General features: G+C 71.9%; 23 protein-coding genes. 20 read left to right on the top strand and 3 right to left on the bottom strand.

Going from position 1 to position 23334, the window contains the following annotated elements:
* Nucleotide 1: 1 nt before the first annotated feature.
* The 8 genes from WBQ80_RS04750 (at nucleotide 2) to WBQ80_RS04715 (ending at nucleotide 9760) form a co-directional block, all read left to right on the top strand.
* Entirely contained in the window at nucleotides 2-808 is an 807-nt protein-coding gene (locus WBQ80_RS04750) for an LmeA family phospholipid-binding protein (RefSeq protein WP_336570598.1), read from the top strand.
* A 191-nt stretch (nucleotides 809-999) separates the two neighbouring features.
* Nucleotides 1000-2415 (top strand): diaminopimelate decarboxylase, encoded by a 1416-nt coding sequence (gene lysA, locus WBQ80_RS04745; protein WP_336570599.1) that lies wholly within the window; start codon nucleotides 1000-1002, stop codon nucleotides 2413-2415.
* Complete coding sequence (locus tag WBQ80_RS04740) at nucleotides 2412-3722, top strand: homoserine dehydrogenase (RefSeq protein ID WP_336570600.1); 1311 nt, start codon at nucleotides 2412-2414, stop codon at nucleotides 3720-3722. The genes lysA and WBQ80_RS04740 overlap by 4 nt, the downstream gene beginning before the upstream one ends.
* Nucleotides 3719-4813, top strand: a complete 1095-nt coding sequence (thrC, locus tag WBQ80_RS04735) for a threonine synthase (RefSeq protein ID WP_336570601.1) — start codon at nucleotides 3719-3721, stop codon at nucleotides 4811-4813. Before WBQ80_RS04740 ends, thrC begins: the two co-directional genes overlap by 4 nt.
* Complete coding sequence (thrB, locus tag WBQ80_RS04730) at nucleotides 4810-5775, top strand: homoserine kinase (RefSeq protein WP_336570602.1); 966 nt, start codon at nucleotides 4810-4812, stop codon at nucleotides 5773-5775. The genes thrC and thrB overlap by 4 nt, the downstream gene beginning before the upstream one ends.
* A gap of 306 nt (nucleotides 5776-6081) precedes the next feature.
* Nucleotides 6082-8190 (top strand): transcription termination factor Rho, encoded by a 2109-nt coding sequence (gene rho, locus WBQ80_RS04725; protein ID WP_442892662.1) that lies wholly within the window; start codon nucleotides 6082-6084, stop codon nucleotides 8188-8190.
* A gap of 2 nt (nucleotides 8191-8192) precedes the next feature.
* Nucleotides 8193-9269: a peptide chain release factor 1 gene (prfA, locus tag WBQ80_RS04720; protein ID WP_336570604.1), complete on the top strand. Its 1077-nt coding sequence runs from the start codon at nucleotides 8193-8195 to the stop codon at nucleotides 9267-9269.
* Entirely contained in the window at nucleotides 9266-9760 is a 495-nt protein-coding gene (locus WBQ80_RS04715; RefSeq protein ID WP_336570605.1) for a GNAT family N-acetyltransferase, read from the top strand. Before prfA ends, WBQ80_RS04715 begins: the two co-directional genes overlap by 4 nt.
* Nucleotides 9761-9785: 25 nt before the next feature.
* On the opposite strand, the gene epsC is transcribed toward WBQ80_RS04715, so the two are convergent.
* Together epsC and cysK are read right to left on the bottom strand one after the other, a co-directional pair.
* A complete protein-coding gene (epsC, locus tag WBQ80_RS04710) occupies nucleotides 9786-10379 on the bottom strand; it encodes a serine O-acetyltransferase EpsC (protein WP_336570606.1) in 594 nt (197 codons plus the stop codon).
* A 30-nt stretch (nucleotides 10380-10409) separates the two neighbouring features.
* Nucleotides 10410-11345 (bottom strand): cysteine synthase A, encoded by a 936-nt coding sequence (gene cysK / locus WBQ80_RS04705; RefSeq protein ID WP_336570607.1) that lies wholly within the window; start codon nucleotides 11343-11345, stop codon nucleotides 10410-10412.
* An 87-nt stretch (nucleotides 11346-11432) separates the two neighbouring features.
* Here cysK and prmC point away from each other — a divergent pair, with 87 nt between their 5' ends.
* Nucleotides 11433-12317 (top strand): peptide chain release factor N(5)-glutamine methyltransferase, encoded by an 885-nt coding sequence (prmC, locus tag WBQ80_RS04700; RefSeq protein ID WP_336570608.1) that lies wholly within the window; start codon nucleotides 11433-11435, stop codon nucleotides 12315-12317.
* A gap of 24 nt (nucleotides 12318-12341) precedes the next feature.
* Here the strand turns inward: prmC and WBQ80_RS04695 are convergent, their stop codons facing one another.
* On the bottom strand, nucleotides 12342-13274 hold the full coding sequence (locus WBQ80_RS04695) for a TetR/AcrR family transcriptional regulator (RefSeq protein ID WP_336570609.1): 933 nt from the start codon (nucleotides 13272-13274) through the stop codon (nucleotides 12342-12344).
* Between the two features lie 107 nt (nucleotides 13275-13381).
* Here WBQ80_RS04695 and WBQ80_RS04690 point away from each other — a divergent pair, with 107 nt between their 5' ends.
* The 11 genes from WBQ80_RS04690 (at nucleotide 13382) to WBQ80_RS04640 (ending at nucleotide 23313) form a co-directional block, all read left to right on the top strand.
* Nucleotides 13382-14296, top strand: coding sequence for an ATP-binding cassette domain-containing protein (locus WBQ80_RS04690; RefSeq protein ID WP_336570610.1), 915 nt, complete (start codon nucleotides 13382-13384; stop codon nucleotides 14294-14296).
* Between the two features lie 5 nt (nucleotides 14297-14301).
* The gene (locus WBQ80_RS04685; protein ID WP_336570611.1) at nucleotides 14302-15120 is read left to right on the top strand and encodes an ABC transporter permease; all 819 of its coding nucleotides are present in this window, start codon (nucleotides 14302-14304) and stop codon (nucleotides 15118-15120) included.
* A 100-nt stretch (nucleotides 15121-15220) separates the two neighbouring features.
* The gene (locus tag WBQ80_RS04680; protein WP_442892660.1) at nucleotides 15221-16090 is read left to right on the top strand and encodes an L-threonylcarbamoyladenylate synthase; all 870 of its coding nucleotides are present in this window, start codon (nucleotides 15221-15223) and stop codon (nucleotides 16088-16090) included.
* Complete coding sequence (locus WBQ80_RS04675; RefSeq protein WP_336570613.1) at nucleotides 16087-17415, top strand: MraY family glycosyltransferase; 1329 nt, start codon at nucleotides 16087-16089, stop codon at nucleotides 17413-17415. Before WBQ80_RS04680 ends, WBQ80_RS04675 begins: the two co-directional genes overlap by 4 nt.
* Complete coding sequence (locus WBQ80_RS04670) at nucleotides 17412-17891, top strand: hypothetical protein (protein WP_336570614.1); 480 nt, start codon at nucleotides 17412-17414, stop codon at nucleotides 17889-17891. Before WBQ80_RS04675 ends, WBQ80_RS04670 begins: the two co-directional genes overlap by 4 nt.
* 234 nt (nucleotides 17892-18125) lie before the next feature.
* Nucleotides 18126-18923, top strand: coding sequence for a F0F1 ATP synthase subunit A (gene atpB / locus WBQ80_RS04665; RefSeq protein ID WP_336570615.1), 798 nt, complete (start codon nucleotides 18126-18128; stop codon nucleotides 18921-18923).
* 43 nt (nucleotides 18924-18966) lie between these two features.
* Nucleotides 18967-19203: an ATP synthase F0 subunit C gene (atpE, locus tag WBQ80_RS04660; RefSeq protein WP_336570616.1), complete on the top strand. Its 237-nt coding sequence runs from the start codon at nucleotides 18967-18969 to the stop codon at nucleotides 19201-19203.
* A 28-nt stretch (nucleotides 19204-19231) separates the two neighbouring features.
* Nucleotides 19232-19795, top strand: a complete 564-nt coding sequence (locus WBQ80_RS04655; protein ID WP_336570617.1) for a F0F1 ATP synthase subunit B — start codon at nucleotides 19232-19234, stop codon at nucleotides 19793-19795.
* A gap of 3 nt (nucleotides 19796-19798) precedes the next feature.
* Nucleotides 19799-20590: a F0F1 ATP synthase subunit delta gene (locus WBQ80_RS04650; protein ID WP_336570618.1), complete on the top strand. Its 792-nt coding sequence runs from the start codon at nucleotides 19799-19801 to the stop codon at nucleotides 20588-20590.
* 97 nt (nucleotides 20591-20687) lie between these two features.
* Nucleotides 20688-22325: a F0F1 ATP synthase subunit alpha gene (atpA, locus tag WBQ80_RS04645; protein ID WP_336570619.1), complete on the top strand. Its 1638-nt coding sequence runs from the start codon at nucleotides 20688-20690 to the stop codon at nucleotides 22323-22325.
* Between the two features lie 79 nt (nucleotides 22326-22404).
* Nucleotides 22405-23313, top strand: a complete 909-nt coding sequence (locus WBQ80_RS04640; RefSeq protein WP_337282473.1) for a F0F1 ATP synthase subunit gamma — start codon at nucleotides 22405-22407, stop codon at nucleotides 23311-23313.
* Nucleotides 23314-23334: the final 21 nt, after the last annotated feature.

The following is a 23334-nucleotide window of genomic DNA, read 5'->3' as shown; positions in this document are numbered from 1 at the left end:
CATGGCCGCATCCGACGCCGAGACCGTCCGCCTCGACCCCGTCGCGCGCGACGACGGGCCCCGGCGGCGCACGTCGGGTGCGACGCGCGCGGCGATCGTGATCGGCGCGATCGTGGTGATCCTCGCCGGGGTGGTCCTGCTGGTCGAGACGGTCGGCCGGGGCATCGCCGAGCGGGCGGTCGCCGACTCGATCGAGCGCGACCTCCCCGAGGGGGTCGAGGGCGAGGTCGACGTGCAGATCCTCGGATTCTCCGCGCTCTGGCAGGTGATCACCGGACGGATGGACGAGATGGTCGCGACGGCGCCCGAACTGCAGGTGCAGGGCGTCCCGGTCGACGTGACGGTCACCGCCCGCGGCGTGCCGCTCGCCGAGGGCGGCAGCGTCGAGCGCGCCGAGGTCGTCGCGAGCGTCGACGAGGCCGCGATCGACCTCATCGCGGAGTCGCAGGGCATCGCCGGCGGCGTGGACCTCGGCGACGGCACGGTCTCCTACTCCGACGAGGCCGAGTTCCTCGGCGTGCCGGTCGCGTTCTCGGTGAGCGCCGAGCCCGAGGCCGCGGGCGACCGGGTGCTGCTCACCCCCGTCGCCGCGGAGCTGCGGGCGGGCGGCACCACGCTCGACGCCTCGGGGCTGGTCGAGCGGATCGTCGGCGGCGAGCCGTTCCCCGTCTGCGTCGCCGACCGCCTCCCCGAGGGCGTCGAGGTCGCCGGGATCGAGGTCACGCCGGACGGCGCGACGGTCCGGCTCGAGGCCTCCGACCTCCCCGTCGCCGAGGAGACGCTCGCGACGACCGGCACCTGCGGCTGATCGCCCTCCGCGACCGGCGAGGCGGGCTCCGCGTCGCAGTGCGTCGCGGATTCGGCCCGCGCGCCGCCCGTCGGTAGACTCGCGGGAAACGCCGCCCCACAAGGGCGGCCTGCACCGAGGCTTCAGGAACCGATCCGGGTTCGCTCGCCGACCGAGTGATCGTCGTTCCCAACGTCCCCCGTGAGGTTCCCGTGGCATCCAGCGCATCCGCATCCGTACGTCCGCCCGCGCCCGCCGATCCCGATGCGCTCGCGCCGCATGTGTGGCCCGAGGGCGCGCATCGCGACGACGAGGGCCGCCTCGTCGTCGGGGGCGTCGACGCCCGCGCGCTCGCCGATCGCTTCGGCACGCCGCTCTACGTCGTCGACGAGTCGGTCGCGCGTGCCCGCGCGGCGCGTACGCGCACGGCCCTCCAGCGCGCCGCGGCATCCGTCGGCACGGCCGCCGTCGTCTACTACGCCGGCAAGGCGTTCCTGTCCGGTGCGATGGTCCGCTGGATGACGCAGGAGGGCCTGTCGGTCGACGTCTCGACGGGTGGCGAGCTCGCGGTCGCGCTCGCCGCGGGCGCCGACCCGGGCCGCATCGGATTCCACGGCAACAACAAGTCGACCGCCGAGATCGAGCGCGCGGTCGCCGCGGGGGTCGGCACGATCGTCATCGACAGCGAGATCGAGGTCGAACGGGTGGCGGCTGCGGCGGCCCGCGCGGACCGCGTCCAGCGGGTGCGCCTCCGCGTCAACTCGGGCGTGCACGCGTCGACGCACGAGTTCCTCGCGACCGCGCACGAGGACCAGAAGTTCGGGATCCCGCTGCAGGATGCGGCGCGCGTCGCGGGTGCCATCCGCTCGCACGACTCGCTCGACTTCGTCGGGCTGCACTGCCACATCGGCTCGCAGATCTTCGACGCCGCCGGCTTCGCCGAGTCCGCCGAGCGCCTGCTCGCGGTGCACGCCGAGCTCGCGGCGGTGGCCCCCGTGGCCGAGCTCAACCTCGGCGGCGGCTTCGGCATCGCCTACGTCGAGGCCGACGATCCGCAGCCCATCGAGGCGATCGCCGACCGCATCGCCGCCGCGGTGGCCGCGGCCTGCCGGCGGCTCGGCGTGCCCGTGCCCGCGCTCGCGTTCGAGCCCGGGCGCAGCATCATCGGCCCGGCCGGGGTCACGCTCTACACGGTCGGCACGGTCAAGGCCGTCCCGACCGACGACGGATGGCGCCACTACGTGTCGGTCGACGGCGGGATGAGCGACAACATCCGCACCGCGCTCTACGGCGCGCAGTACACCGTGCGGCTCGCGTCGCGGTCGTCGCAGGAACGGGCCGCGCTCGTGCGCGTCGTCGGCAAGCACTGCGAGTCCGGCGACATCGTCGTCGACCACGACTGGCTGCCGCACGACGTCGCGCCGGGCGACCTGGTCGCCGTCGCCGCGACGGGCGCCTACTGCTGGTCCCTGGCGTCCAACTACAACCACGTGCCCCGGCCGCCCGTCGTGGCCGTGGCCGACGGCTCGGCGCGCGTCATCGTGCGCGGCGAGACGATCGACGACCTGCTCGCCCGCGACGCCGGGCTCGCCGACCACGACGATGACCGACACGGAGTCACCGCATGATCGAATACCGTTCCATCCGGGTCGCGCTGCTCGGCGCCGGCTCGGTGGGCTCCCAGGTGGCGCGCCTGCTGCTCGAGCAGCGCGACGAGCTCGCCGGCCGGATCGGGGCCCGCCTCGAGCTCGCCGGCATCGCCGTCCGCGACGTCGACGCTCCGCGCGACGCCGACCTGCCCCGCGAGCTGTTCACGACCGACGCCGAGTCGCTCATCGTCGGCGCCGACATCGTCATCGAGCTCATGGGCGGCCTCGAGCCGGCGCGCACGCTCGTCCTCAAGGCGATCGCCTCGGGCGCCGACGTCGTCACCGGAAACAAGGCGCTGCTCGCCACGCACGGACCGGAGCTCTTCGCCGCCGCCCAGCAGGTCGGCGCGCAGCTCTCGTACGAGGCGGCGGTCGGCGGGGCCATCCCCATCATCCGACCGCTCCGCGACAGCCTGGCGGGCGACCGCATCGACCGCATCCTGGGCATCGTCAACGGCACGACGAACTTCATCCTCGACCGCATGGACACCACGGGCGCCTCGCTCGAGGACGCCCTCGCGACCGCGACCGAGCTCGGCTACGCCGAGGCCGACCCGACCGCCGACATCGGCGGCTACGACGCGGCCCAGAAGGCGGCGATCCTGGCGAGCCTCGCCTTCCACACGGCCATGCCGATCGAGGCCGTGCACCGCGAGGGCATCACCGGCGTGACCGCCGCCCAGGTGGAGTCGGCCGCGCGCGCGGGCTACGTCGTCAAGCTGCTCGCGATCTGCGAGCGGGTCGCCGACCCCGAGACGGGGAAGGAGGGCGTCTCCGCCCGCGTCCACCCCGCGATGGTGCATCGCACGCACCCGCTCGCCGCCGTCCACGGAGCGAACAACGCGGTGTTCGTCGAGGCCGCCGCGGCGGGGCCGCTCATGTTCTACGGCGCCGGAGCCGGCGGGGTGCAGACGGCGTCGGCCGTGCTCGGCGACCTCGTCGCGATCGCGCGCCGCCACGTGCTCGGCGGTCCCGGCACGGCCGAGTCGACCCACGCCGAGCTCCCCGTGCTCGACATCGGCCGCATCACGACGCGGTACTCGATCACGCTCGAGGCCGCAGACCAGCCGGGCGTGCTCGCCACGATCGCCCACGTGTTCGCCGACCACGGGGTCTCGGTCGGCGAGCTGCAGCAGACCATCGGCGATGAGACGGGCCGGGCTACGCTGGTCATCGGCACCCACGAGGCGCGTGAGTCCGCGCTCGCCGAGACGGTGCGTGCGCTCGCCGACAGCCCGGTCGTGACCTCCGTCGCATCCGTCATCCGAGTCGAAGGAGCAGAGTGAACCAGCAGGCAACGAAGGCGACGTCGCGCCAATGGCGCGGGGTCATCCGCGAGTACGCCGACCGGCTCGACGTGACCGAGGCCACGCCCGTCGTCACGCTCGGCGAGGGCGGCACGCCGCTGCTGCCCGCCCCCGCGCTCTCGCGCCGCACGGGCGCGGACGTCTGGGTGAAGTTCGAGGGCATGAACCCGACGGGCTCCTTCAAGGACCGCGGCATGACCATGGCGGTGACCAAGGCCGTCGAGCGCGGCGCCGAGGTCGTGATCTGCGCCTCGACCGGCAACACGTCGGCCTCGGCCGCGGCCTACGCGACGCATGCCGGCATCCGGGCCGCGGTGCTCGTGCCCGAGGGCAAGATCGCGATGGGCAAGCTCAGCCAGGCCATCGCGCACGACGCGCACCTCATCCAGATCCAGGGCAACTTCGACGACTGCCTCGACATCGCGCGCGACCTGGCCGACCACTATCCGGTCCACCTCGTCAACTCGGTCAACAACGACCGCATCGAGGGGCAGAAGACCGCCGCGTTCGAGGTCGTCGAGGTGCTGGGCGACGCGCCCGACTTCCACTTCATCCCCGTGGGCAACGCCGGCAACTACACCGCGTACACGCGCGGGTACCGCGAGGACATCGAGGCGGGCAACGCGACGCGGCTCCCGCGCATGTTCGGCTTCCAGGCCGCGGGCTCGGCGCCCCTCGTGCGCGGCGAGCCGGTGAAGCACCCGGAGACGATCGCGAGCGCCATCCGCATCGGCAACCCCGCGTCGTGGCACCTCGCCCTCGAGGCCCGCGACCTGACCGACGGCTACTTCGGCGCCATCGAGGACGACCGGATCCTCGAGGCGCAGCGCATCCTGTCGGCCGAGGTGGGCGTGTTCGTCGAGCCCGCCTCGGCGATCAGCGTCGCCGGACTGCTCGAGCGCGCCGCCGCGGGTCAGATCCCGCCGGGCGCGCGCGCGGTGCTCACGGTCACGGGCCACGGACTGAAGGACCCGCAGTGGGCGCTCCGCCTGCCCGACGGTTCGGACGTCCAGCCGACCGTGGTCCCGGCCGACACCGCGCACGTGGCGCAGGTGCTGGGGCTCGCATGAGCGCCGCGTCGACCGCTGCGTCCCGCACCCGCACGGAAGGTCTCGAAGGCCGTCGCGTGCACGTCAAGGTGCCCGCGACGTCCGCGAACCTCGGACCGGGCTTCGACACGCTGGGCCTCGCGCTCGCGCAGTACGACGAGCTCGAGGTCGAGGCGGGCGGCGAGGGCCTCCGCATCGAGGTCCACGGGGTCGGCGCCGGCGAGGTGCCGCTCGACGAGTCGCACCTCGTCGTCCGCGCCCTCGCGCACACGCTCGCGCACTACGGCCGCGAGCTTCCGCCATTGCGGCTGGTCGCGCACAACTCGATCCCGCACGGGCGCGGGCTAGGTTCGTCCGGCGCGGCCATCGTCGCGGGCGTGATGGCGGCGAAGGGGCTCCTCGCCCCCGAGGTCGAGATCTCGCCCGACGAGCTGCTCGAGCTCGCGACCGAGCTCGAGGGGCACCCCGACAACGTCGCGCCGGCGCTGTTCGGCGGTCTCACGATCGCCTGGGTCACGCCCGACGGGCCGCGCCACAAGAAGCTCATGGTGCACCGGGGCGTGTCGCCGCTCGTGCTCGTTCCGGAGCACGAGATGTCGACCGCCCTCGCCCGGAGCCTGCAGCCGGAGTCGGTGCCGCACGAGGACGCCGTCTTCAACGTGTCGCGTTCGGCGCTGCTCGTCGCGGCGCTCATCCAGAGCCCCGAGCTGCTGCTCGCGGCGACCGAGGACAAGCTGCACCAGCGCTATCGCGCCGAGGCCATGCCCGAGACGGATCGACTCATCCGCGTGCTCCGCGAGGCCGGCCATCCCGCTGTCGTCTCGGGGGCGGGCCCGTCGATCCTCGTCCTCGCGAGCGACCCGAGCGAGCGAGCGGACGCCGCCCGTATCGTCGAGGAGTCGGCCGAGACCGCATGGCAGGCACTGCCGCTCGCCGTCGACTTCCTCGGCGCGACGGTGACCCCGTCCGACGCCGACGAGTGATCCTCGGCGCGGGGTCCGGGTCCCGCGACACGACGGCGTGGCGCGTGGTCCGGAGCCCATCCGGCCGGTGCTAGACTGATCGCGCACCCGGCAGACGCTGCAAGCTCGCGTTCCCGCCGCATCGTGCAATTCCCGGCATTTCATGCTTTCGCAACGCGCAGTCTGCGCCCCGTGCGCACGACTCCGTCGTGCCGCGATCAGCTCTCCTCGGCCAACCCAGCACCTGGCGAGGGGAAAGGACGAATCCCAGTGACCAACGGAACCGACCACGCCGAGGGCGTGGCGACCCGCACCCGCCTGACCGCCATGAAGGTCGCCGAGCTCCAGGAGCTCGCCGCCTCGCTCGGCATCGCGGGCGCCTCGAAGCGCCGAAAAGGAGAACTCGTGGACCTGATCTCCGCCCACCACGACGCCGACTCCGCCGACCCCGCCGACGCCGACGTCGTCACGGTCGACGCCCCGGCCGCCGACGGGCCCGCCCTGCCCGGCCTCGAGGAGCCGGCGACCGCCGACGCGCCCGCGCCGGACGTCGCCGCACCCGAGGCGCCCGCGCCCGCCGGCGACGGCGACTCGGCCCCCGGCCGCGAGCCCGCCGCCTCGGAGCCCGCCGCCGCGGCCTCCGTCATCGACGCACCCCGCACCGAGGCGGCCCCCGCCCGACGCGGTCGCCAGCCGCGACGCGCGACGAGCGCGACCGCGGCGGGTGCGCACGCCAACGCCGGGCTCACCGGTGTCGAGCTCGTCCCCGGCGAGCGCACCGCCGAGGCCGGCGAGGGCGACGACGCCCGCGAGGCGGCGCGCGCCGCCGTGCGCGAGGAGCTCGCCGCCGCGACGGGAGGTGCCGCCGACGCCGGCCGCGCCGCTGCCGACGCCGCGGCCGAGGGCGAGCAGCCCGAGAAGGAGCCGCGTCAGGGACGCGGCCGCAACCGCGGCCGCCGCGGCGGCGACCGCGATCGCGGAGAGCGCGGCGACGGCCAGAAGCCCGAGCAGAAGGGCGACGAGCGCCAGGCGGGGAACGGCCAGGAGGTGCGCACGCAGGACGCCCGCAAGGATGAGTCCGCCGACGACCGGCAGCCCGACTCCGACCGCGGTCCCAAGGACCAGGGCGGTCGTGGCCAGCAGTCGCGCGGCGACCAGCAGCAGGGCGAGGGCGAGGGCGGCCGTCGCAACCGCTACCGAGACCGCAAGCGCCGGGGCCAGGCCGGCGGCGACGAGGTCGAGCCCGAGATCCTCGACGACGACGTCCTCATCCCCATCGCGGGCATCCTCGACGTGCTCGACAACTACGCGTTCGTGCGCACGACCGGGTACCTTCCCGGCCCGAGCGACGTCTACGTCTCGCTCGGCCAGGTGAAGAAGTACCACCTCCGCAAGGGCGACGCCGTCGTCGGCGCGATCAAGCAGCCGCGCGAGGGCGAGGGGAACAGCCGCCAGAAGTACAACGCGCTCGTCAAGGTCGACTCCGTCAACGGTCAGACCGCCGACGAGGCCGCCGCGCGCGTCGACTTCCAGAAGCTGACGCCCCTGTACCCGCAGGACCGCCTGCGCCTGGAGACCGAGCCCACCAAGCTCACCCAGCGCATCATCGACCTCGTCGCCCCGATCGGCAAGGGCCAGCGCGGCCTCATCGTCGCGCCGCCCAAGGCCGGCAAGACGATCGTGCTGCAGCAGATCGCGAACGCCATCGCGACCAACAATCCCGAGGTCCACCTCATGGTCGTGCTCGTCGACGAGCGCCCCGAAGAGGTCACCGACATGGAGCGCACGGTCAAGGGCGAGGTCATCGCCTCGACCTTCGACCGTCCGGCGGAGGACCACACGACCGTCGCCGAGCTCGCCATCGAGCGCGCCAAGCGGCTCGTCGAGCTCGGCCACGACGTGGTCGTGCTGCTCGACTCGATCACGCGCCTCGGCCGTGCGTACAACCTCGCGGCACCCGCCTCCGGGCGCGTGCTGTCGGGTGGCGTCGACGCCTCGGCGCTCTACCCGCCGAAGCGATTCTTCGGCGCGGCGCGCAACATCGAGAACGGCGGCTCGCTCACCATCCTCGCCACGGCGCTCGTCGAGACCGGGTCGAAGATGGACGAGGTGATCTTCGAGGAGTTCAAGGGCACGGGCAACTCCGAGCTGCGCCTCTCGCGCCAGCTCGCCGACAAGCGCATCTTCCCGGCCGTCGACGTCAACGCGTCGTCGACGCGTCGCGAGGAGATGCTGCTCTCGCCCGACGAGGTCAAGATCACCTGGAAGCTCCGTCGCGCCCTCGCGGGCCTCGAGCCGCAGCAGGCCCTCGAGGCCGTGCTCGGCCGCCTGCGCGAGACCCAGTCGAACACCGAGTTCCTGCTGCTCATGCAGAAGTCGGCTCCGGTCGGCGGGAACGGCAACGGCCACGGGCACGACGCCGACCACCACCGCTGAGCATGTTCGAGTCCGTCCGGGCCCTGATCGCCGAGCACGGCGAGCTCCAGGAGGAGCTCGCCGACCCGGCGCTGCACGCCGACGCCGCGCGCGCCAAGCGCGTGAACCGGCGCTACGCCGAGCTCAGCCGCATCGTCGCCGCGCACGACGCCTGGCATCAGGCGCAGAACGACCTCGAGGCCGCTCGCGAGCTCGCCAAGGAGGACGCCGCGTTCGCCGAGGAGGTCCCGGCGCTCGAGGAGCAGCTCGCCGAGGCCCAGGAGCGGCTGCGCCGGCTGCTCATCCCGCGCGACCCCGACGACGGCCGGGACGTGATCATGGAGATCAAGGGCGGCGAGGGCGGGGCGGAGAGCGCCCTGTTCGCCGCCGACCTCCTGCGCATGTACATCCAGTACGCCCAGTCGAAGGGCTGGAAGACCGAGCTGCTCGAGTCCGACGAGTCCGACCTGGGCGGGTACAAGAACGTGCAGGTCGCGATCAAGTCGAACGCGACCGACCCCGCTCAGGGCGTGTGGGCCCACCTCAAGTACGAGGGCGGCGTGCACCGGGTCCAGCGCGTGCCGGTCACCGAGACCCAGGGGCGCATCCACACCTCGACGACGGGCGTGCTCGTCTTCCCCGAGGTCGACGAGCCCGAGGAGGTCGAGATCAATCAGAACGACCTCAAGATCGACGTGTACCGCTCGTCCGGTCCCGGCGGGCAGTCGGTCAACACGACCGACTCCGCGGTGCGCATCACGCACGTGCCCACGGGCATCGTCGTGGCCATGCAGAACGAGAAGTCGCAGCTGCAGAACCGCGAGGCGGCGATGCGCGTGCTGCGCGCCCGACTCCTCGCCCGCCAGCAGGAGGAACTCGCGGCCGCGGCATCCGATGCCCGCAAGTCGCAGATCCGCACGATGGACCGCTCCGAGCGGATCCGCACGTACAACTTCCCCGAGAACCGCATCGCCGACCACCGCACCGGGTACAAGGCCTACAACCTCGACCAGGTGATGAACGGCGCGCTCGATCCGATCATCGAGTCGGCCGTGCAGGCCGACGAGGAGGCCCGGCTCGCCGATCTCGGCGACCAGTGACCGTCGTCGTCGTCCGGCCGTTCCGTGACGAGGACTGGCCTGCGGTCCACCGGATCATCGACGAGGTCGTGCGCGACGGCGAGACCTACGCGTACCCGGACGACCTCACCTCGGAGTCGGCTCGCGCGCTCTGGGTCGAACGGCCGCCGGGCCTCACGGTCGTCGCCGAGCGAGACGGCCGCATCCTGGGCTCGGCCAAGATGGGCCCCAACCGGCCCGGGCGCGGCGACCACGTCGGCACGGCCTCGTTCATGGTCGCCTCCGAGGCGCGCGGCGCCGGCGTCGGCCGCATCCTCGGCGAATGGGTCGTCGACTGGCATCGCCGCACCGGATTCGAGGGCATCCAGTTCAACGCGGTCGTCGCATCGAACGGGGTCGCGGTCGGGCTGTGGCGCTCGCTCGGGTTCGAGATCATCGGCACGGTGCCGGACGCGTTCCGCTCACGTCGGCACGGCCGCGTCGGCCTCCACGTGATGTTCCTCGCGCTCTAGCGGCCCGGCTCGCGCGCGGCGGTGCTCAGATGTGGAAGTCGATGTGCCAGTCGTGCACGCCGCGCGCGGCATCCGCGGTGGCCGGCGACAGCGGCTTGGCGATGGCGGGGATGCCGACGAGCAGCGAGTTCGGGGGCGCACCCTTGGTGACGACGGCGTTCGCGCCGATCGCGCTCCACGCGCCGATGTCGATGTCGCCGAGCACCTTCGCTCCCGCCCCGACGGTGACGCCGTCGCCCAGGGTCGGATGCCGCTTGCTGCCCTTCGGGGCCCCGCGCGGCGCCTTCCCGCCGAGCGTCACCCCGTGGTAGAGCATCACGTCGTCGCCGACGACCGCGGTCTCGCCGATCACCACGCCCATGCCGTGGTCGATGAAGAACCGACGGCCGATCGTCGCGCCCGGGTGGATCTCGACCCCCGTGAGGAATCGGGTGAGCTGCGAGATCAGTCGCGCGGGAAGCCGGAGGACCGGCACCTGCCACATCCGGTGCGCGAGTCGGTAGGACCAGATCGCGTGCAGGCCGGAGTAGGCGAGCACGATCTCGAGCCGGCTGCGTGCCGCGGGGTCGTGGGAACGCGCGGTCGAGATGTCGTCCCTGAGGGTGCCGAGGATTCCCACCGGCTCAGTCAAGCAGATGCCGTGGGCGGATCAGTCGAGCAGGCCCTCGTACAGCACGGTCGACAGGTACCGCTCGCCGTAGCTCGCGAGGATCACGACGATGGTCTTGCCGGCGTTCTCGGGGCGCTTCGCGAGCTGGGTCGCGGCGTACACGGTGGCGCCCGACGAGATGCCGCCGAGGATGCCCTCCTCGACGCCGAGGCGGCGGGCGGTCGCGACGGCCTGGTCGATGTCCACGTCGATGATCTCGTCGTACACCTCGCGGTCGAGGATCGACGGCACGAAGTTCGCGCCGATGCCCTGGATCTTGTGCGGGCCGGGCTGGCCGCCGTTGAGGATGGGCGACTCGAGCGGCTCGACGCCCACGATCCTCACCTCGGGCTTGCGCTCCTTCAGCACCTGGCCGACGCCCGAGAGGGTGCCGCCCGTGCCGATGCCGGAGACGAAGATGTCGACGCCGCCGTCGGTGTCGTTCCAGACCTCCTCGGCCGTCGTGCGGCGGTGGATCTCGACGTTCGCCTGGTTGTCGAACTGCCGGGCGAGCACGGCGCCGGGGGTCTCGGCCGCGATCTGCTCGGCGCGAGCGACCGCGCCCTTCATGCCCTCGGAGCCCGGAGTGAGGACGAGCTCGGCGCCGTACGCGCGCAGCAGCGCGCGGCGCTCCTTGCTCATGGTCTCGGGCATCGCGATCACCACCCGGTAGCCGCGTGCGGCGCCGATCATGGCGAGCGCGATGCCGGTGTTGCCGCTCGTGCCCTCGACGATCGTGCCGCCGGGCTTCAGCTCGCCGGACGCCTCGGCCGCGTCGACGATGCCGATGCCCAGGCGGTCCTTCACGCTCGCGGAGGGGTTGTAGAACTCGAGCTTGCCGAGCACGGTGGCGTCGGCCCCGTCCGTCACGCGGTTGAGCTTCACGAGCGGCGTGCGCCCGAAGACCTCGGTGATGTTCTCGTAGACCTGAGCCATGGTGTTCCCTCTCGTGACGGCGGCGGCGTGCCGCGAACCAGCCTACGGCGGCGGGCCGGGCCGGGGGAGTGGGTTACATTCCTTTGCGTGAATGCCTCCGCGCCGTCCTCCGGTCCCCATCCGCTCCGCGAGGCGCGGACCGAGGCGATCGCCGCGCTCGCAGCGGCCGGCGTGCCGGACCCGGAGGTGGACGCCGACCTGCTGATCGGCCACGTGCTCGGGCTCTCCCGGGGCGGGGTGCACGCGAAACTGGTGGTCGGGCACGAGATCACGGCGACGGATGCCGCGGCGCTCGCGTCCCTCGTCGAGCGCCGGGCCCGCCGCGAGCCGCTCCAGCACCTCACGGGTCGCGCGCCGTTCCGGTCGTTCGAGCTCGCGGTCGGACCGGGCGTGTTCGTCCCGAGGCCCGAGACCGAGCTGCTCGCACAGCTCGCGATCGACGCCCTCCGGGCCGCCGCCGAGCCCGAGCCCGTCGCGCTCGACCTGGGGGCGGGCAGCGGCGCGATCGCGCTCGCCATGGCGACCGAGGTCCCGCATGCCCGCGTGTTCGCGGTCGAGAACTCGCCGGAGGCGTTCCCGTGGACGCAGCGCAACGTCGACGAGGCGGGCGCGCCGAACCTGTCGCTCGTCTTCGGCGACCTCGCGGACGCGCTGGCCGAGCTCGACGGCACCGCGGCGGTCGTCGCCTCGAACCCGCCGTACATCCCGCAGGACGCGATCCCGCGCGATCCGGAGGTGCGGCTGCACGATCCGGCGCGGGCGCTCTACGGCGGCCCCGACGGGCTCGACGTCGTCCGCGTCCTGTCGCGCCGGGCGCTCGCGCTGCTGCATCCGGGCGGGGCGCTGCTCATCGAGCACGGCGAGACGCAGTCGGCCGAGATCGCCGCGATCCTGTCGGCCGACGGATGGCACGCGATCGCGCATCACCGCGACCTGACCGGTCGCGACCGGGTCACGACGGCCCGGCGCTAGTCGGAGGACCGGCCCCCCGCACCCTCACCCGGGGTGCCTCGCGGATCGCTCGCGCGCCTCGCGGACCGCCTGCCGCTCGAGCCGGCGCGCGTCGCGGAGGCGCTTCTCGGCCTCCCGGACCGCCTTCCGCGCCTCGCGGACGCGCTTGTCGGCGGCCACCTCGGGGCTCTCGGCGGGCGCGGGCGGCGGGGTCGGGGGCGCTCCGCCGGCGCGCTCGGCGATGTGCACGGCGACGCCGTCGAGCACGCGTTCGAGCCCGAAGGCGAACGGGTCCTCCTCGCCCGCGAAGACCCCGGCGTCGACGGCGAGCCGCACGGCGGGGAACTCCTCCGCGGTGACGAACGCGTCGAGGACGGCGGACCGGCCGTCGTCGATCGCCTGCGGGTCGATTCCGGCGGCGTCGGCGGCGACCTCGTACGAGCGCTCGATCAGGCTCTGCCAGCGGAGCTGCCCCGTCACGAGGAGGATCACGGCGACGCGTTCGCCCTGGTCGAGCGGCGTGCGCGAGAGCGCGTCGAGCATCGCGTCCATCCACGCGAGGTTGTTCGGCGTCACGGGCGTGCCCTCGATGGGGATGTCGAGGAGCCAGGGGTGCCGGCGGTGCATGTCGAGCTGGGCGCGGCCGATGGTGCGCAGCCGACCCCGCCAGTCCGACGGGTCGACGTCCGGATCGGGCTCCGGCGGCAGGCCGATGCCCTGCTCCTGCATGAGCACCAGCAGGTCGTCCTTCGCGGTCACGTACCGGTAGAGCGACATGGTCGTGTAGCCGAGCGACTGCGCGACGCGGCTCATCGAGACGGCGCCGAGTCCCTCGGCGTCGGCGATCTCGACGGCCGCGTCCACGATGCGCTCGATGCTCATCTCGCGTTTGGGCCCGCGCTGCGGGTTCGCCGCGACGCCCCAGGCGAGGGCGATCCCGCGCGGCAGGTCGGGCTCGGCGGGGGGCTGCGCGGACATCCGGCTCCAATCGTCGGCGGAGGCTTGCGGCCAGTCTAGAACTGTGTATTACTTAAACTGTTGTGCACGACATAAACAGTTTACCTCCCACACGGAAAGGCGCAGTCATGACCCTCGCCATCGACGCGCGCGGGATCGCCAAGCGGTTCCGCTCCACCGAGGTCCTCCGCGACCTCGACCTCGCCGTCGAGGCCGGCACCGTCTTCGGCCTGCTCGGACCGAACGGCTCCGGCAAGACGACCACCATCAACATCCTCACCACGCTCGTCCGCCCCGATGCCGGGACCGCCGTCGTGGCGGGCGCCGACGTCCGCACCGACCCCGACGCCGTCCGAGCGCGCATCAGCCTCACTGGCCAGTCGGCGGCCGTCGACGAGGTGCTCACGGCGCGCGAGAACCTCCTCATGCTCGCGCGACTGTCCGGCCTCGGTCGTCGCGAGGCCGCCTCGCGCTGCGCCGAGCTGCTCGAGCGCTTCGACCTCGCGGATGCCGCGGGGCGGCGCGTGGGCACCTACTCGGGCGGCATGCGGCGACGGCTCGACCTCGCGCTCAGCCTCGTGGTGCCGACGCCCGTCGTCTTCCTCGACGAGCCGACGACGGGGCTCGACGCCCGAAGCCGCCAGGAGCTGTGGTGCATCATCCGGGAGGTGGCCGACGCCGGAGCCACGGTGTTCCTCACGACGCAGTACCTCGAGGAGGCCGACCGGCTCGCCGACCGGATCGCCGTCCTCGACGGGGGCCGCATCGCCGCGGAGGGCACCCCCTCCGACCTGAAGGCCCAGGTGGGCGGCGCCGTCGTCGAGCTCCGCGGCGCGGACGACGCGCTCCTCGCGGAACTGCCCACCGACGACAGCGTCCACGGGCTCCGTGCCGCCGTCGACGCGCTCGACCGGCACCCCGCGTCGGCCGTCCCGGGAGCCCACGTCGCCATCCGGAGGCCGAGCCTCGACGACGTCTTCCTCGCCATCACCGCGGACCCGGCCGAAACGGACGGCGCGTCACTCATCGGAGCGAAGGGCTGACCACCATGATCACGACCATCGTCCCGCGACCCGCCGTCGACTTCCCGGGCGCCGAACGCTCGCGCCCGGCGGGCCTGACCGCCGAGGCGGCCTTCATCGGCCGCAGCATCACCCACTCGCTCCGCGACACCGAGGCCCTGATCATGGCGGTCGTGCTGCCGACGCTGCTCATGCTCCTGTTCACCTCCGTGTTCGGCGGCGCCCTCGACCCCTCGGGCGACTACGTCGACTACGTCGTGCCCGGGATCATCCTGCTCTGCGCCGGCTTCGGGTCGAGCTCGACCGCGCTCTACGTCTCCCGTGACATGACGACGGGCATCATCGACCGCTTCCGCACCATGCCGCTCCGCGCGAGCGCCGTGCTCACCGGGCACGTGGTGGCCAGCGTGCTCCGCAACCTCGTGGCCACGGGGGTCGTGATCGGCGTCGCGCTCCTCGTCGGCTTCCGGCCGACCGCGTCCGCGTGGGACTGGCTCGCCGCGGTCGCGCTCATCGCCCTGTACATCCTCGCGATCACGACGCTGTTCGCGGCGATCGGGCTCGCGGCCTCGAGCCCGGACGCGGCGAACGCGTACGGGTTCATCCTGCTGTTCCTGCCGTACCTCTCGAGTGCGTTCGTGCCGCTCGAGACGCTGCCGGCGTGGCTGGCGTGGTTCGCCGAGCACCAGCCCATCACGCCGGTCATCGAGGCCATCCGCAGCCTGCTCATGGGCACCCCGATGGGCGACGCGGCATGGTGGGCGGTCGGATGGTGCGTCGTCGTGGTCGCCGTCGCGGCCGTCTGGGGAACGTGGCTGTTCCGTCGTCGGGCAAGCCGCCGCTGACCGCGACGACGCCGGACGGCGGATGCCGCGGGGCGCGGCGCCCCGCGGCATCCGTCATGCCCAGCGGCCGGGCGGGCGCGACCTCTAGAATCGTCGGGCCATGACTTCCATCCACGACTGCTCGGTCGAGTCCGAGCTTCTCGCCGGCATGCGCCTCGCCCGCCGAGCCATCGGCAGCGGCGAGCTCGTCGTCATCCCCACCGACACCGTCTACGGCCTCGCGGCCGACGCGTTCAGCGCTGCCGCCGTGCAGCGACTCCTCGACGCGAAGGGGCGGGAGCGCACGTCGCCGCCGCCCGTGCTCATCCCGGGCATCCCGACGCTCGACGCGCTCGCCGTCGAGATCCCCGACGCCGTCCGCACGCTGGTCGCCGAGTTCTGGCCCGGCGGGCTGACGGTGATCCTGCACGCGCAGCCGTCGCTGCAGTGGGACCTGGGCGAGACCCGCGGCACCGTGGCGCTGCGCATGCCCGCGAACCGCATCGCGCTGGAGCTGCTGTCCGAGACGGGCCCGCTCGCGGTCTCGTCCGCGAACCTGTCCGGCATGCCCTCCGCGAGCACCGCGCAGGCCGCCCACGAGATGCTCGGCGATCGCGTGGCCGTCTACCTCGACGGCGGCGAGGCCGGCACCGGGTACGAGGCGATCGGCGAGCGCCCCGGCGACACCTCCTCCACCATCGTCGACGCGACCGGCCTCGCAGCCGACGGCTCGGGCGAGCTGCGCATCGTCCGCGCGGGCGTGATCTCGCGCGAGCGAATCATCGAGGTCGTGGGGGAGGACCTCCTCGCGCCGGAGCGCGATGCCGACGCGCCCGATGCGGCAGCGCCGTCCGCAGCCGACGAGCCGTCCGAGGCGGCCGACGCGGTCGCCGCCGAGCCGGCCGACGGCGGCGCGCCCGCGGCATCCGTCGACGCGCCCGTCGCACCCCCGTCGGCCGCCGCCGACCGAACGGACGCCGCCGCCTCATGACCCTGTTCGTCGCCCTCGCGCTCGTCGCGGCGATCGTGACGTTCGCCGGCTCGATCGTGGTCTGGAAGCTGAGCCTGAAGTACCGGCTCTACCCGAAGATCCGCGAGCGCGACGTGCACACCCGACCGACGCCGCGCCTGGGCGGCATCGCGATGTTCGTCGGCATCCTCGCGGCCATCGGCGCCGCGGCGTGGGTGTCGACGCTCGGCATCGACCGGTTCGCGAACGTGTCGATCATCTTCCAGGACCGCTGGCAGGTCCTCGCGGTCCTCGTCGCGGCGGCCCTCATCGTGGGCATGGGCGTGGCGGACGACATCTGGGACCTCGACTGGATGACCAAGCTCGCCGGGCAGTTCCTCGCCGCGGGCCTCATCGCCTGGCAGGGCGTCTCGATCGTCTCGCTGCCGATCGGCCTCGGGCCGGACGGCGGGCTGATCGTGGGCTCGTCGTGGATGAGCGCGGTCATCACGGTGTTCACCATCGTGCTCGTGATGAACGCCATCAACTTCATCGACGGCCTCGACGGGCTCGTCGCGGGCGTCGCCCTGATCTCCAGCGGGGTCTTCTACCTCTACTCGTACCTGCTGGTGCAGCAGACCTCCCCGACCAACTACTTCAACCTCGCGTCGCTGCTCGCCGTGGTGGTCGTCGGGGCGTGCCTCGGCTTCCTGCCGCTGAACTGGCACCCGGCGAAGCTCTTCATGGGCGACGCCGGCGCGCTGCTCATCGGGCTGCTCATGGCGACGTCGGCGATCGCGGTGACCGGGCAGATCGACCCGGGCACGATCAGCACGCAGGGCCAGCTGCTCTTCCCGGCGTTCATCCCGATCATCATCCCGTTCGCGGTGCTGATCATCCCGCTGCTCGACTTCGGGCTCGCCGTCATCCGTCGCCTCCGGGCGGGCAAGTCGCCGTTCGCGGCCGACCGCAAGCACCTGCACCACCGTCTGCTCGACATGGGGCACTCCCACCTCCACGCCGTCCTGATCTTCTACGGCTGGACTGCGGTCGCCTCGCTCGGCTGCCTTCTGGCGTTCGTGCTGCCCGTGTACTTCCGCATCGACCCGATCTGGGCGTTCGCGTTCATCGGCGTGGGCTTCGTGATCCTCGCCGCCGTGACACTCGCGCCGCTGGGCCGCCGCAAGCGGCAGACCGTGGCGGCCGAGGCGGATGTCGCGAACGCGCCCTACGCGCCCGGGCTCGACGAGCTCGGCGCGGGCGACCACCCGATCCCCGGGCCCCCCGAGACCGTGGGCACCCCGGCCACGCCCCCCGTCCCCGCCACGCCCGAGCCGTCGGGCGAGAACCGCACAGGAGCCCGATGAGCGCCGCACCCCGAGATCCCGCCGACCGCACCCCGACCTCCAACCCGGTGCTGCGCCGGGCGCTGCTCTGGAGCGGCGTGCTCGCGGCCGTGATCGCCGTGGTGGGCGGTGCGCTCGGGTACGTGCTCGCGGGCACCGAGGGCCTCGTCAGCGCCCTGCTCGGCACGCTCATCGCCGTCGTCTTCATGGGCATCACCGCGGCGAGCATCCTGCTCGCGAACCGGTTCGCCGGCTCGGACGTGTTCGTGGGTGCCTTCTTCGGCATCGTGCTCGGCGGCTGGCTGCTGAAGTTCATCGTCTTCATCGTGCTGGTCGTGCTGCTGCGCGGCGCCGAATGGCTCGACCCGGTGGTGCTCTTCCTCGCGATCGTCGCGGGCGTGATCGGGTCGCTCGTGGTCGACGTCCTCGTCGTCGCGAAGTCGCGCCTGCCCTACGCGAGCGACACGCGGCTCCCGCCCGCGCCGACCGACGAGTAGGCGGTTCGGCGCGTCGGATGCCGTATCGCGCATGCTTCCGGCGTCCGGGCCGGTCGCCGCGCACTTCTACGCGGTGTAGCGATTCGGCAGCGGCGAGAAGTCTTGCTAGAGTGGGGGCGATCCCCCACGGTCCCGCCCTGCTCAGGCACGGGTATCCGTCCGTGTCCGATGTTCGTCGTCGCGAGAGCCCTGCTCCACGCCCCGAAACAGGAGATAGCGCTGCTAGCTAACGCTGTGAACCTGCTGGTTCAACTCGAAGCCGAAGAAGGCGAGTTCCACGCGCCGTCGATCACGGAATTCTTCCCCGATGTGGTGCTCTTCGAAGGCACCTGGTTCGCGATCAACCGGATCATGCTGGTCCGATTCGTCGCCGTCGTCGCACTGCTCCTGGTCTTCTGGCTCGGGACCCGGCGCATGCGACTCGTCCCCGGGCGGTTCCAGAGCCTCGTCGAGATGGGTCTCGACTTCGTCCGCGTGAACATCGCCGAGGACCTCCTCGGCAAGAAGGACGGCAAGCGGTTCCTGCCGATCCTCACCACGATGTTCTTCATGATCCTGTTCATGAACCTGACGGGCATCATCCCCGGGCTCAACATCGCCGGAACGTCGGTCATCGGCGTGCCCCTCGTGCTCGCGATCGTGTCGTACGTCACGTTCATCTACGCCGGCATCAAGAAGAGCCCCAAGAACTTCTTCAAGAACTCCCTCTTCCCCTCGGGCGTGCCCATCTTCGTCCTGCCGATCGTCGCGCTCATCGAGTTGATCTCGACGTTCATCCTCCGGCCCGTCACGCTGACGCTCCGACTCCTGATGAACATGATCGTCGGCCACCTCCTGCTCGTCCTGTTCTTCTCGGCGACGCAGTTCTTCCTCTTCACGCTGGGCGGCGCGTGGACGGTGCTCGCGGCGGGCAGCCTGGCCTTCGGCCTCGCCTTCACGCTGTTCGAGCTCCTCGTCGCAGTCCTCCAGGCCTACGTCTTCACGCTCCTCACCGCCGTGTACATCCAGCTCGCGGTGGCCGAGGAGCACTGAGCCGGGCATACGCCCAGAACATCCCCAAGAAAGGAAACACAACGTGGACGCAACCACCGTTCTCGCGGAGATCACCGGCAGCATCGCGACGGTCGGCTACGGCCTCGCGGCGATCGGCCCGGCCATCGGCGTGGGCATCGTCGTCGGCAAGACCATCGAGGGCGTCGCCCGCCAGCCCGAGCTGGCCGGCCGCCTGCAGGTCCTGATGTGGATCGGCATCGCCTTCACCGAGGCGCTCGCGTTCGTCGGTATCGCCACCGGCTTCATCTTCGGCTTCTGATCGGGCCGCGCACACCGAGGAGGCAATCGTGCTTCATGCAGTCGTGAGTGCTGCTACCGAGGGGGAGTCGCCCAACCCGCTCCTTCCGGCCGAATACGACATCGTCTGGTCGGCGGTCGTCTTCGCAGTGCTGCTGCTCTTCTTCTGGCGCTACGTGCTGCCCCGACTCCAGAAGCTGCTCGATGAGCGTGCCGAGGCGATCGAGGGCAACATCGCGAAGGCCGACGAGGCGCAGCGCAAGGCCGAGGCGGCGCTCGAGGAGTACACCGCCCAGCTCGCCGACGCGCGCGCCGAGGCGGGCCGGATCCGCGAGACCGCTCGCGAGGACGGCAAGAAGATCGTCGCCGAGGCCCGGCAGCAGGCGTCGACCGAGGCCGCTCGAATCACCTCGAGCGCTCAGGCGCAGATCGAGGCCGAGCGCCAGTCGGCCCTCGTGTCGCTGCGTTCCGAGGTCGGCACCATCGCGATCGACCTCGCCTCGGGCGTCGTCGGCGAGTCCCTGAGCGACGACCAGAAGGCCAAGGCCGTGGTCGACCGCTTCCTCGCCGAGCTCGAGGCGTCGGAGCAGGCCGCCGCGGCGGGGAAGAAGTAGTCCATGGGCAGCGCCACGAGAGGTGCCCTGGCCGGCACGCGAGCCCAGCTCGCCGACGTCGGCCGGGCCGAGCTCCCGGTCGCGAGCGATCTCCTCGCCGCGAGCCGGGTGATCGGCGCGACGCCGCACCTGCGGACCGCCCTCACCGACAACGAGGCCGGCGTCGCCGAGAAGCGCGCGCTGATCGAGCGGGTCTTCGGCGGCAAGGTCTCCCCGACCGCCGTCACCCTGCTCGTGAACGCGTCCTCGCAGCGTTGGTCGTCGGGGGCCGACTTCCTGTCCGGCCTCGAGGAGCTCGGCCTGCGGGTCGCCGCGGACGCCGCCGGCGACACCGACGTCGACGCCGAGCTGTACTCGTTCCAGCGTCTCGTCGCACGGGACGCGCAGCTCGAGCTCGCGCTCGGCTCGAAGCTGGGCTCGACCGACGCGAAGGTCGCGCTCGTCGACCGGCTGCTCGGGCCGGCCGCGTCGCCCGCGACCACGCTGATCGTGCGTCACCTGGTGCAGTCGCCCCGCGGGCGGCGCATCGGCGAGATGCTGCGGAACGTCGCCGGCGTCGTCGCGGACCAGCGCGGCTTCGACGTCGCGACCGTGACGTCCGCCGTGCCGCTCACCGACGACCAGCTCGCCCGCCTCGAGCGCACGCTCGGGGCCCAGGCGGGCCGCCGCATCCGCTTCGACTCGGTCGTCGACCCCACGGTCGTCGGCGGCGTTCGGGTGCAGGTCGGCGACGACGTCATCGACGGCAGCGTCGCCAGCCGCCTCAACGACCTGAGGCAGAAGCTTGCCGGCTGACGCCGGAGAACACCGACCGGCGTCCCGCGCCGCGACACACCAGTAGCTGTACCGCTGGTACAGAACAGGGCCTGGCCCTTCAGAAAAGGAAATGGCAATGGCAGAACTCTCCATCAGCCCCGACGAGATCCGTTCGGCTCTCTCGGAGTTCGCCCGTGAGTACGAGCCGGGCGCGGCGCAGAAGACCGAGGTCGGCTACGTGACCGACGCGGCCGACGGCATCGCCCACGTCGAGGGCCTGCCCTCGGTCATGGCGAACGAGCTCATCCGCTTCGCCGACGGCACGCTCGGCCTCGCGCTGAACCTCGAAGAGGACGAGATCGGCGTCGTCGTGCTCGGTGAGTTCACCGGCATCGAGGAGGGCATGGAGGTGACCCGCACGGGCGAGGTGCTCTCGGTGCCCGTGGGCGAGGACTACCTCGGCCGTGTCGTCGACCCGCTCGGCAACCCCATCGACGGCCTCGGCGAGATCGCCTCGGAGGGTCGTCGCGCGCTCGAGCTCCAGGCGCCCGGCGTCATGCAGCGCAAGTCGGTGCACGAGCCGCTGCAGACCGGAATCAAGGCGATCGACGCGATGATCCCCGTCGGCCGTGGCCAGCGCCAGCTCATCATCGGCGACCGCCAGACCGGCAAGACGGCGATCGCGATCGACACGATCATCAACCAGAAGGCCAACTGGGAGTCGGGCGACCCGACCAAGCAGGTCCGCTGCATCTACGTCGCGATCGGCCAGAAGGGCTCGACGATCGCCTCGGTGAAGGGCGCCCTCGAGGACGCCGGCGCGATGGAGTACACGACCATCGTCGCGGCCCCGGCCTCCGACCCTGCGGGCTTCAAGTACCTCGCGCCCTACACCGGCTCGGCCATCGGCCAGCACTGGATGTACGCGGGCAAGCACGTCCTGATCATCTTCGACGACCTGTCGAAGCAGGCCGAGGCCTACCGCGCCGTGTCGCTGCTGCTGCGCCGTCCGCCGGGCCGTGAGGCGTACCCCGGCGACGTCTTCTACCTGCACTCGCGGCTCCTCGAGCGCTGCGCGAAGCTCTCCGACGAGCTCGGCGCAGGATCGATGACGGGCCTGCCCATCATCGAGACCAAGGCGAACGACGTCTCGGCGTACATCCCGACCAACGTGATCTCGATCACCGACGGCCAGATCTTCCTGCAGTCCGACCTGTTCAACTCGAACCAGCGCCCGGCGGTCGACGTCGGCATCTCGGTCTCCCGAGTCGGCGGCGACGCCCAGGTCAAGTCGATCAAGAAGGTCTCCGGCACGCTCAAGCTCGAGCTCGCCCAGTACCGCGCGCTCGAGGCGTTCGCGATGTTCGCGTCCGATCTCGACGCGGCGAGCCGTCGTCAGCTCGAGCGCGGCGCGCGCCTGACCGAGCTGCTGAAGCAGCCGCAGTACTCGCCGTACCCCGTCGAGGAGCAGGTCGTCTCGATCTGGGCCGGCACCAACGGCAAGCTCGACGAGGTCCCGGTCGAGGACATCCTGCGCTTCGAGCGCGAGTTCCTCGACTACCTGGGCCGCAACACGTCGGTGCTCTCGGACCTCCGGGAGACCAACGTGCTCTCCGACGAGACCGTCGCCGCCCTCGAATCCGAGGTCGACAAGTTCAAGCTCGAGTTCCAGACGGGGGAGGGCAAGCCGCTCGCCTCGGTGGGCAGCGAGCAGTTCGAGGCGATCGCCGAGGACGAGGTCGTCCAGGAGAAGATCGTCAAGGGTCGTCGCTAGTCGATTCCTTCGTTCGCCGGTCCCTCGACGGCGGCGCCGCCGAGGGACCGGGAACAGGAAGTCAGGACACAGGAGAAACATGGGAGCGCAGCTTCGGGTCTACCGCCAGAAGATCAAGTCGGCGCAGACGACCAAGAAGATCACGCGAGCGATGGAGCTCATCTCCGCCTCGCGGATCCAGAAGGCGCAGGCGCGCGTCGCCGCGTCGACGCCGTACTCCGACGCGATTACCCGCGCGGTCTCGGCAGTGGCGAGCTACTCGAACGTCTCGCACGTGCTCACCACCGAGCCGGAGCGGATCGACCGTGCCGCGATCGTCATCTTCAGCTCGGATCGCGGCCTCGCCGGCGCCTTCAACTCGCAGGTGCTGCGCGAGGCGGAGGAGCTCGCCGAGCTGCTCCGCAGCCAGGGCAAGGAGGTCGTGTACTTCCTCATCGGCCGCAAGTCCGTCGGGTACTTCAGCTTCCGTCGCCGCGACTTCGAGCGCAGCTGGATCGGCGGAACCGACAACCCCGAGTTCGCGACGGCGCAGGAGATCGCCGAGGCCGTGCTCGAGGCGTTCCTCCGCGACTCGGCCGACGGCGGCGTGGACGAGATCCACATCGTCTACAACCGGTTCGTCAGCCGCATCACGCAGGTGCCCGTCGTGACGCGCCTGCTTCCGCTCGAGGTCGTCGAGGCCGAGGAAGAGGCGGCGCCGAGCGGCAAGGCCGAGGTCTTCCCGCTCTACGAGTTCGAGCCGGACGCCGCGACGGTGCTCGACGGGCTGCTCCCGGTCTACATCGAGAGCCGCATCTTCAACGCGATGCTCCAGTCCGCTGCGGCCAAGCACGCGGCGACGCAGAAGGCGATGAAGTCGGCCACCGACAACGCCGACAAGCTCATCACGGACTACACCCGGCTCGCGAACGAGGCGCGGCAGTCCGAGATCACGCAGCAGATCGCAGAAATCGTGGGTGGAGCCGACGCGCTCTCCTCCTCCAAGTAGCCGAGATTCATCCAGAAGGAA

The organism is Agromyces sp. CCNWLW213 (genome assembly GCF_037199545.1).
In the GTDB taxonomy this organism is placed as follows: domain Bacteria; phylum Actinomycetota; class Actinomycetes; order Actinomycetales; family Microbacteriaceae; genus Agromyces.
The sequence above is the reverse complement of the archived record's forward strand: the minus strand, read 5'-3'. Positions and strand labels throughout refer to the sequence as shown.

What these genes read in the sequence shown, in the direction of transcription:
- WBQ80_RS04690 (WP_336570610.1), top strand. Translation starts at nt 13,382, where the DNA reads ATGACCCTCGCCATCGACGCGCGCGGGATCGCCAAGCGGTTCCGCTCC.
- WBQ80_RS04695 (WP_336570609.1), bottom strand. Translation starts at nt 13,274, where the DNA reads ATGTCCGCGCAGCCCCCCGCCGAGCCCGACCTGCCGCGCGGGATCGCC.
- WBQ80_RS04740 (WP_336570600.1), top strand. Translation starts at nt 2,412, where the DNA reads ATGATCGAATACCGTTCCATCCGGGTCGCGCTGCTCGGCGCCGGCTCG.
- rho (WP_442892662.1), top strand. Translation starts at nt 6,082, where the DNA reads ATGAAGGTCGCCGAGCTCCAGGAGCTCGCCGCCTCGCTCGGCATCGCG.
- atpA (WP_336570619.1), top strand. Translation starts at nt 20,688, where the DNA reads ATGGCAGAACTCTCCATCAGCCCCGACGAGATCCGTTCGGCTCTCTCG.
- prfA (WP_336570604.1), top strand. Translation starts at nt 8,193, where the DNA reads ATGTTCGAGTCCGTCCGGGCCCTGATCGCCGAGCACGGCGAGCTCCAG.
- WBQ80_RS04650 (WP_336570618.1), top strand. Translation starts at nt 19,799, where the DNA reads ATGGGCAGCGCCACGAGAGGTGCCCTGGCCGGCACGCGAGCCCAGCTC.
- WBQ80_RS04680 (WP_442892660.1), top strand. Translation starts at nt 15,221, where the DNA reads ATGACTTCCATCCACGACTGCTCGGTCGAGTCCGAGCTTCTCGCCGGC.
- thrB (WP_336570602.1), top strand. Translation starts at nt 4,810, where the DNA reads ATGAGCGCCGCGTCGACCGCTGCGTCCCGCACCCGCACGGAAGGTCTC.
- WBQ80_RS04675 (WP_336570613.1), top strand. Translation starts at nt 16,087, where the DNA reads ATGACCCTGTTCGTCGCCCTCGCGCTCGTCGCGGCGATCGTGACGTTC.
- WBQ80_RS04750 (WP_336570598.1), top strand. Translation starts at nt 2, where the DNA reads ATGGCCGCATCCGACGCCGAGACCGTCCGCCTCGACCCCGTCGCGCGC.
- WBQ80_RS04670 (WP_336570614.1), top strand. Translation starts at nt 17,412, where the DNA reads ATGAGCGCCGCACCCCGAGATCCCGCCGACCGCACCCCGACCTCCAAC.
- WBQ80_RS04685 (WP_336570611.1), top strand. Translation starts at nt 14,302, where the DNA reads ATGATCACGACCATCGTCCCGCGACCCGCCGTCGACTTCCCGGGCGCC.
- cysK (WP_336570607.1), bottom strand. Translation starts at nt 11,345, where the DNA reads ATGGCTCAGGTCTACGAGAACATCACCGAGGTCTTCGGGCGCACGCCG.
- WBQ80_RS04640 (WP_337282473.1), top strand. Translation starts at nt 22,405, where the DNA reads ATGGGAGCGCAGCTTCGGGTCTACCGCCAGAAGATCAAGTCGGCGCAG.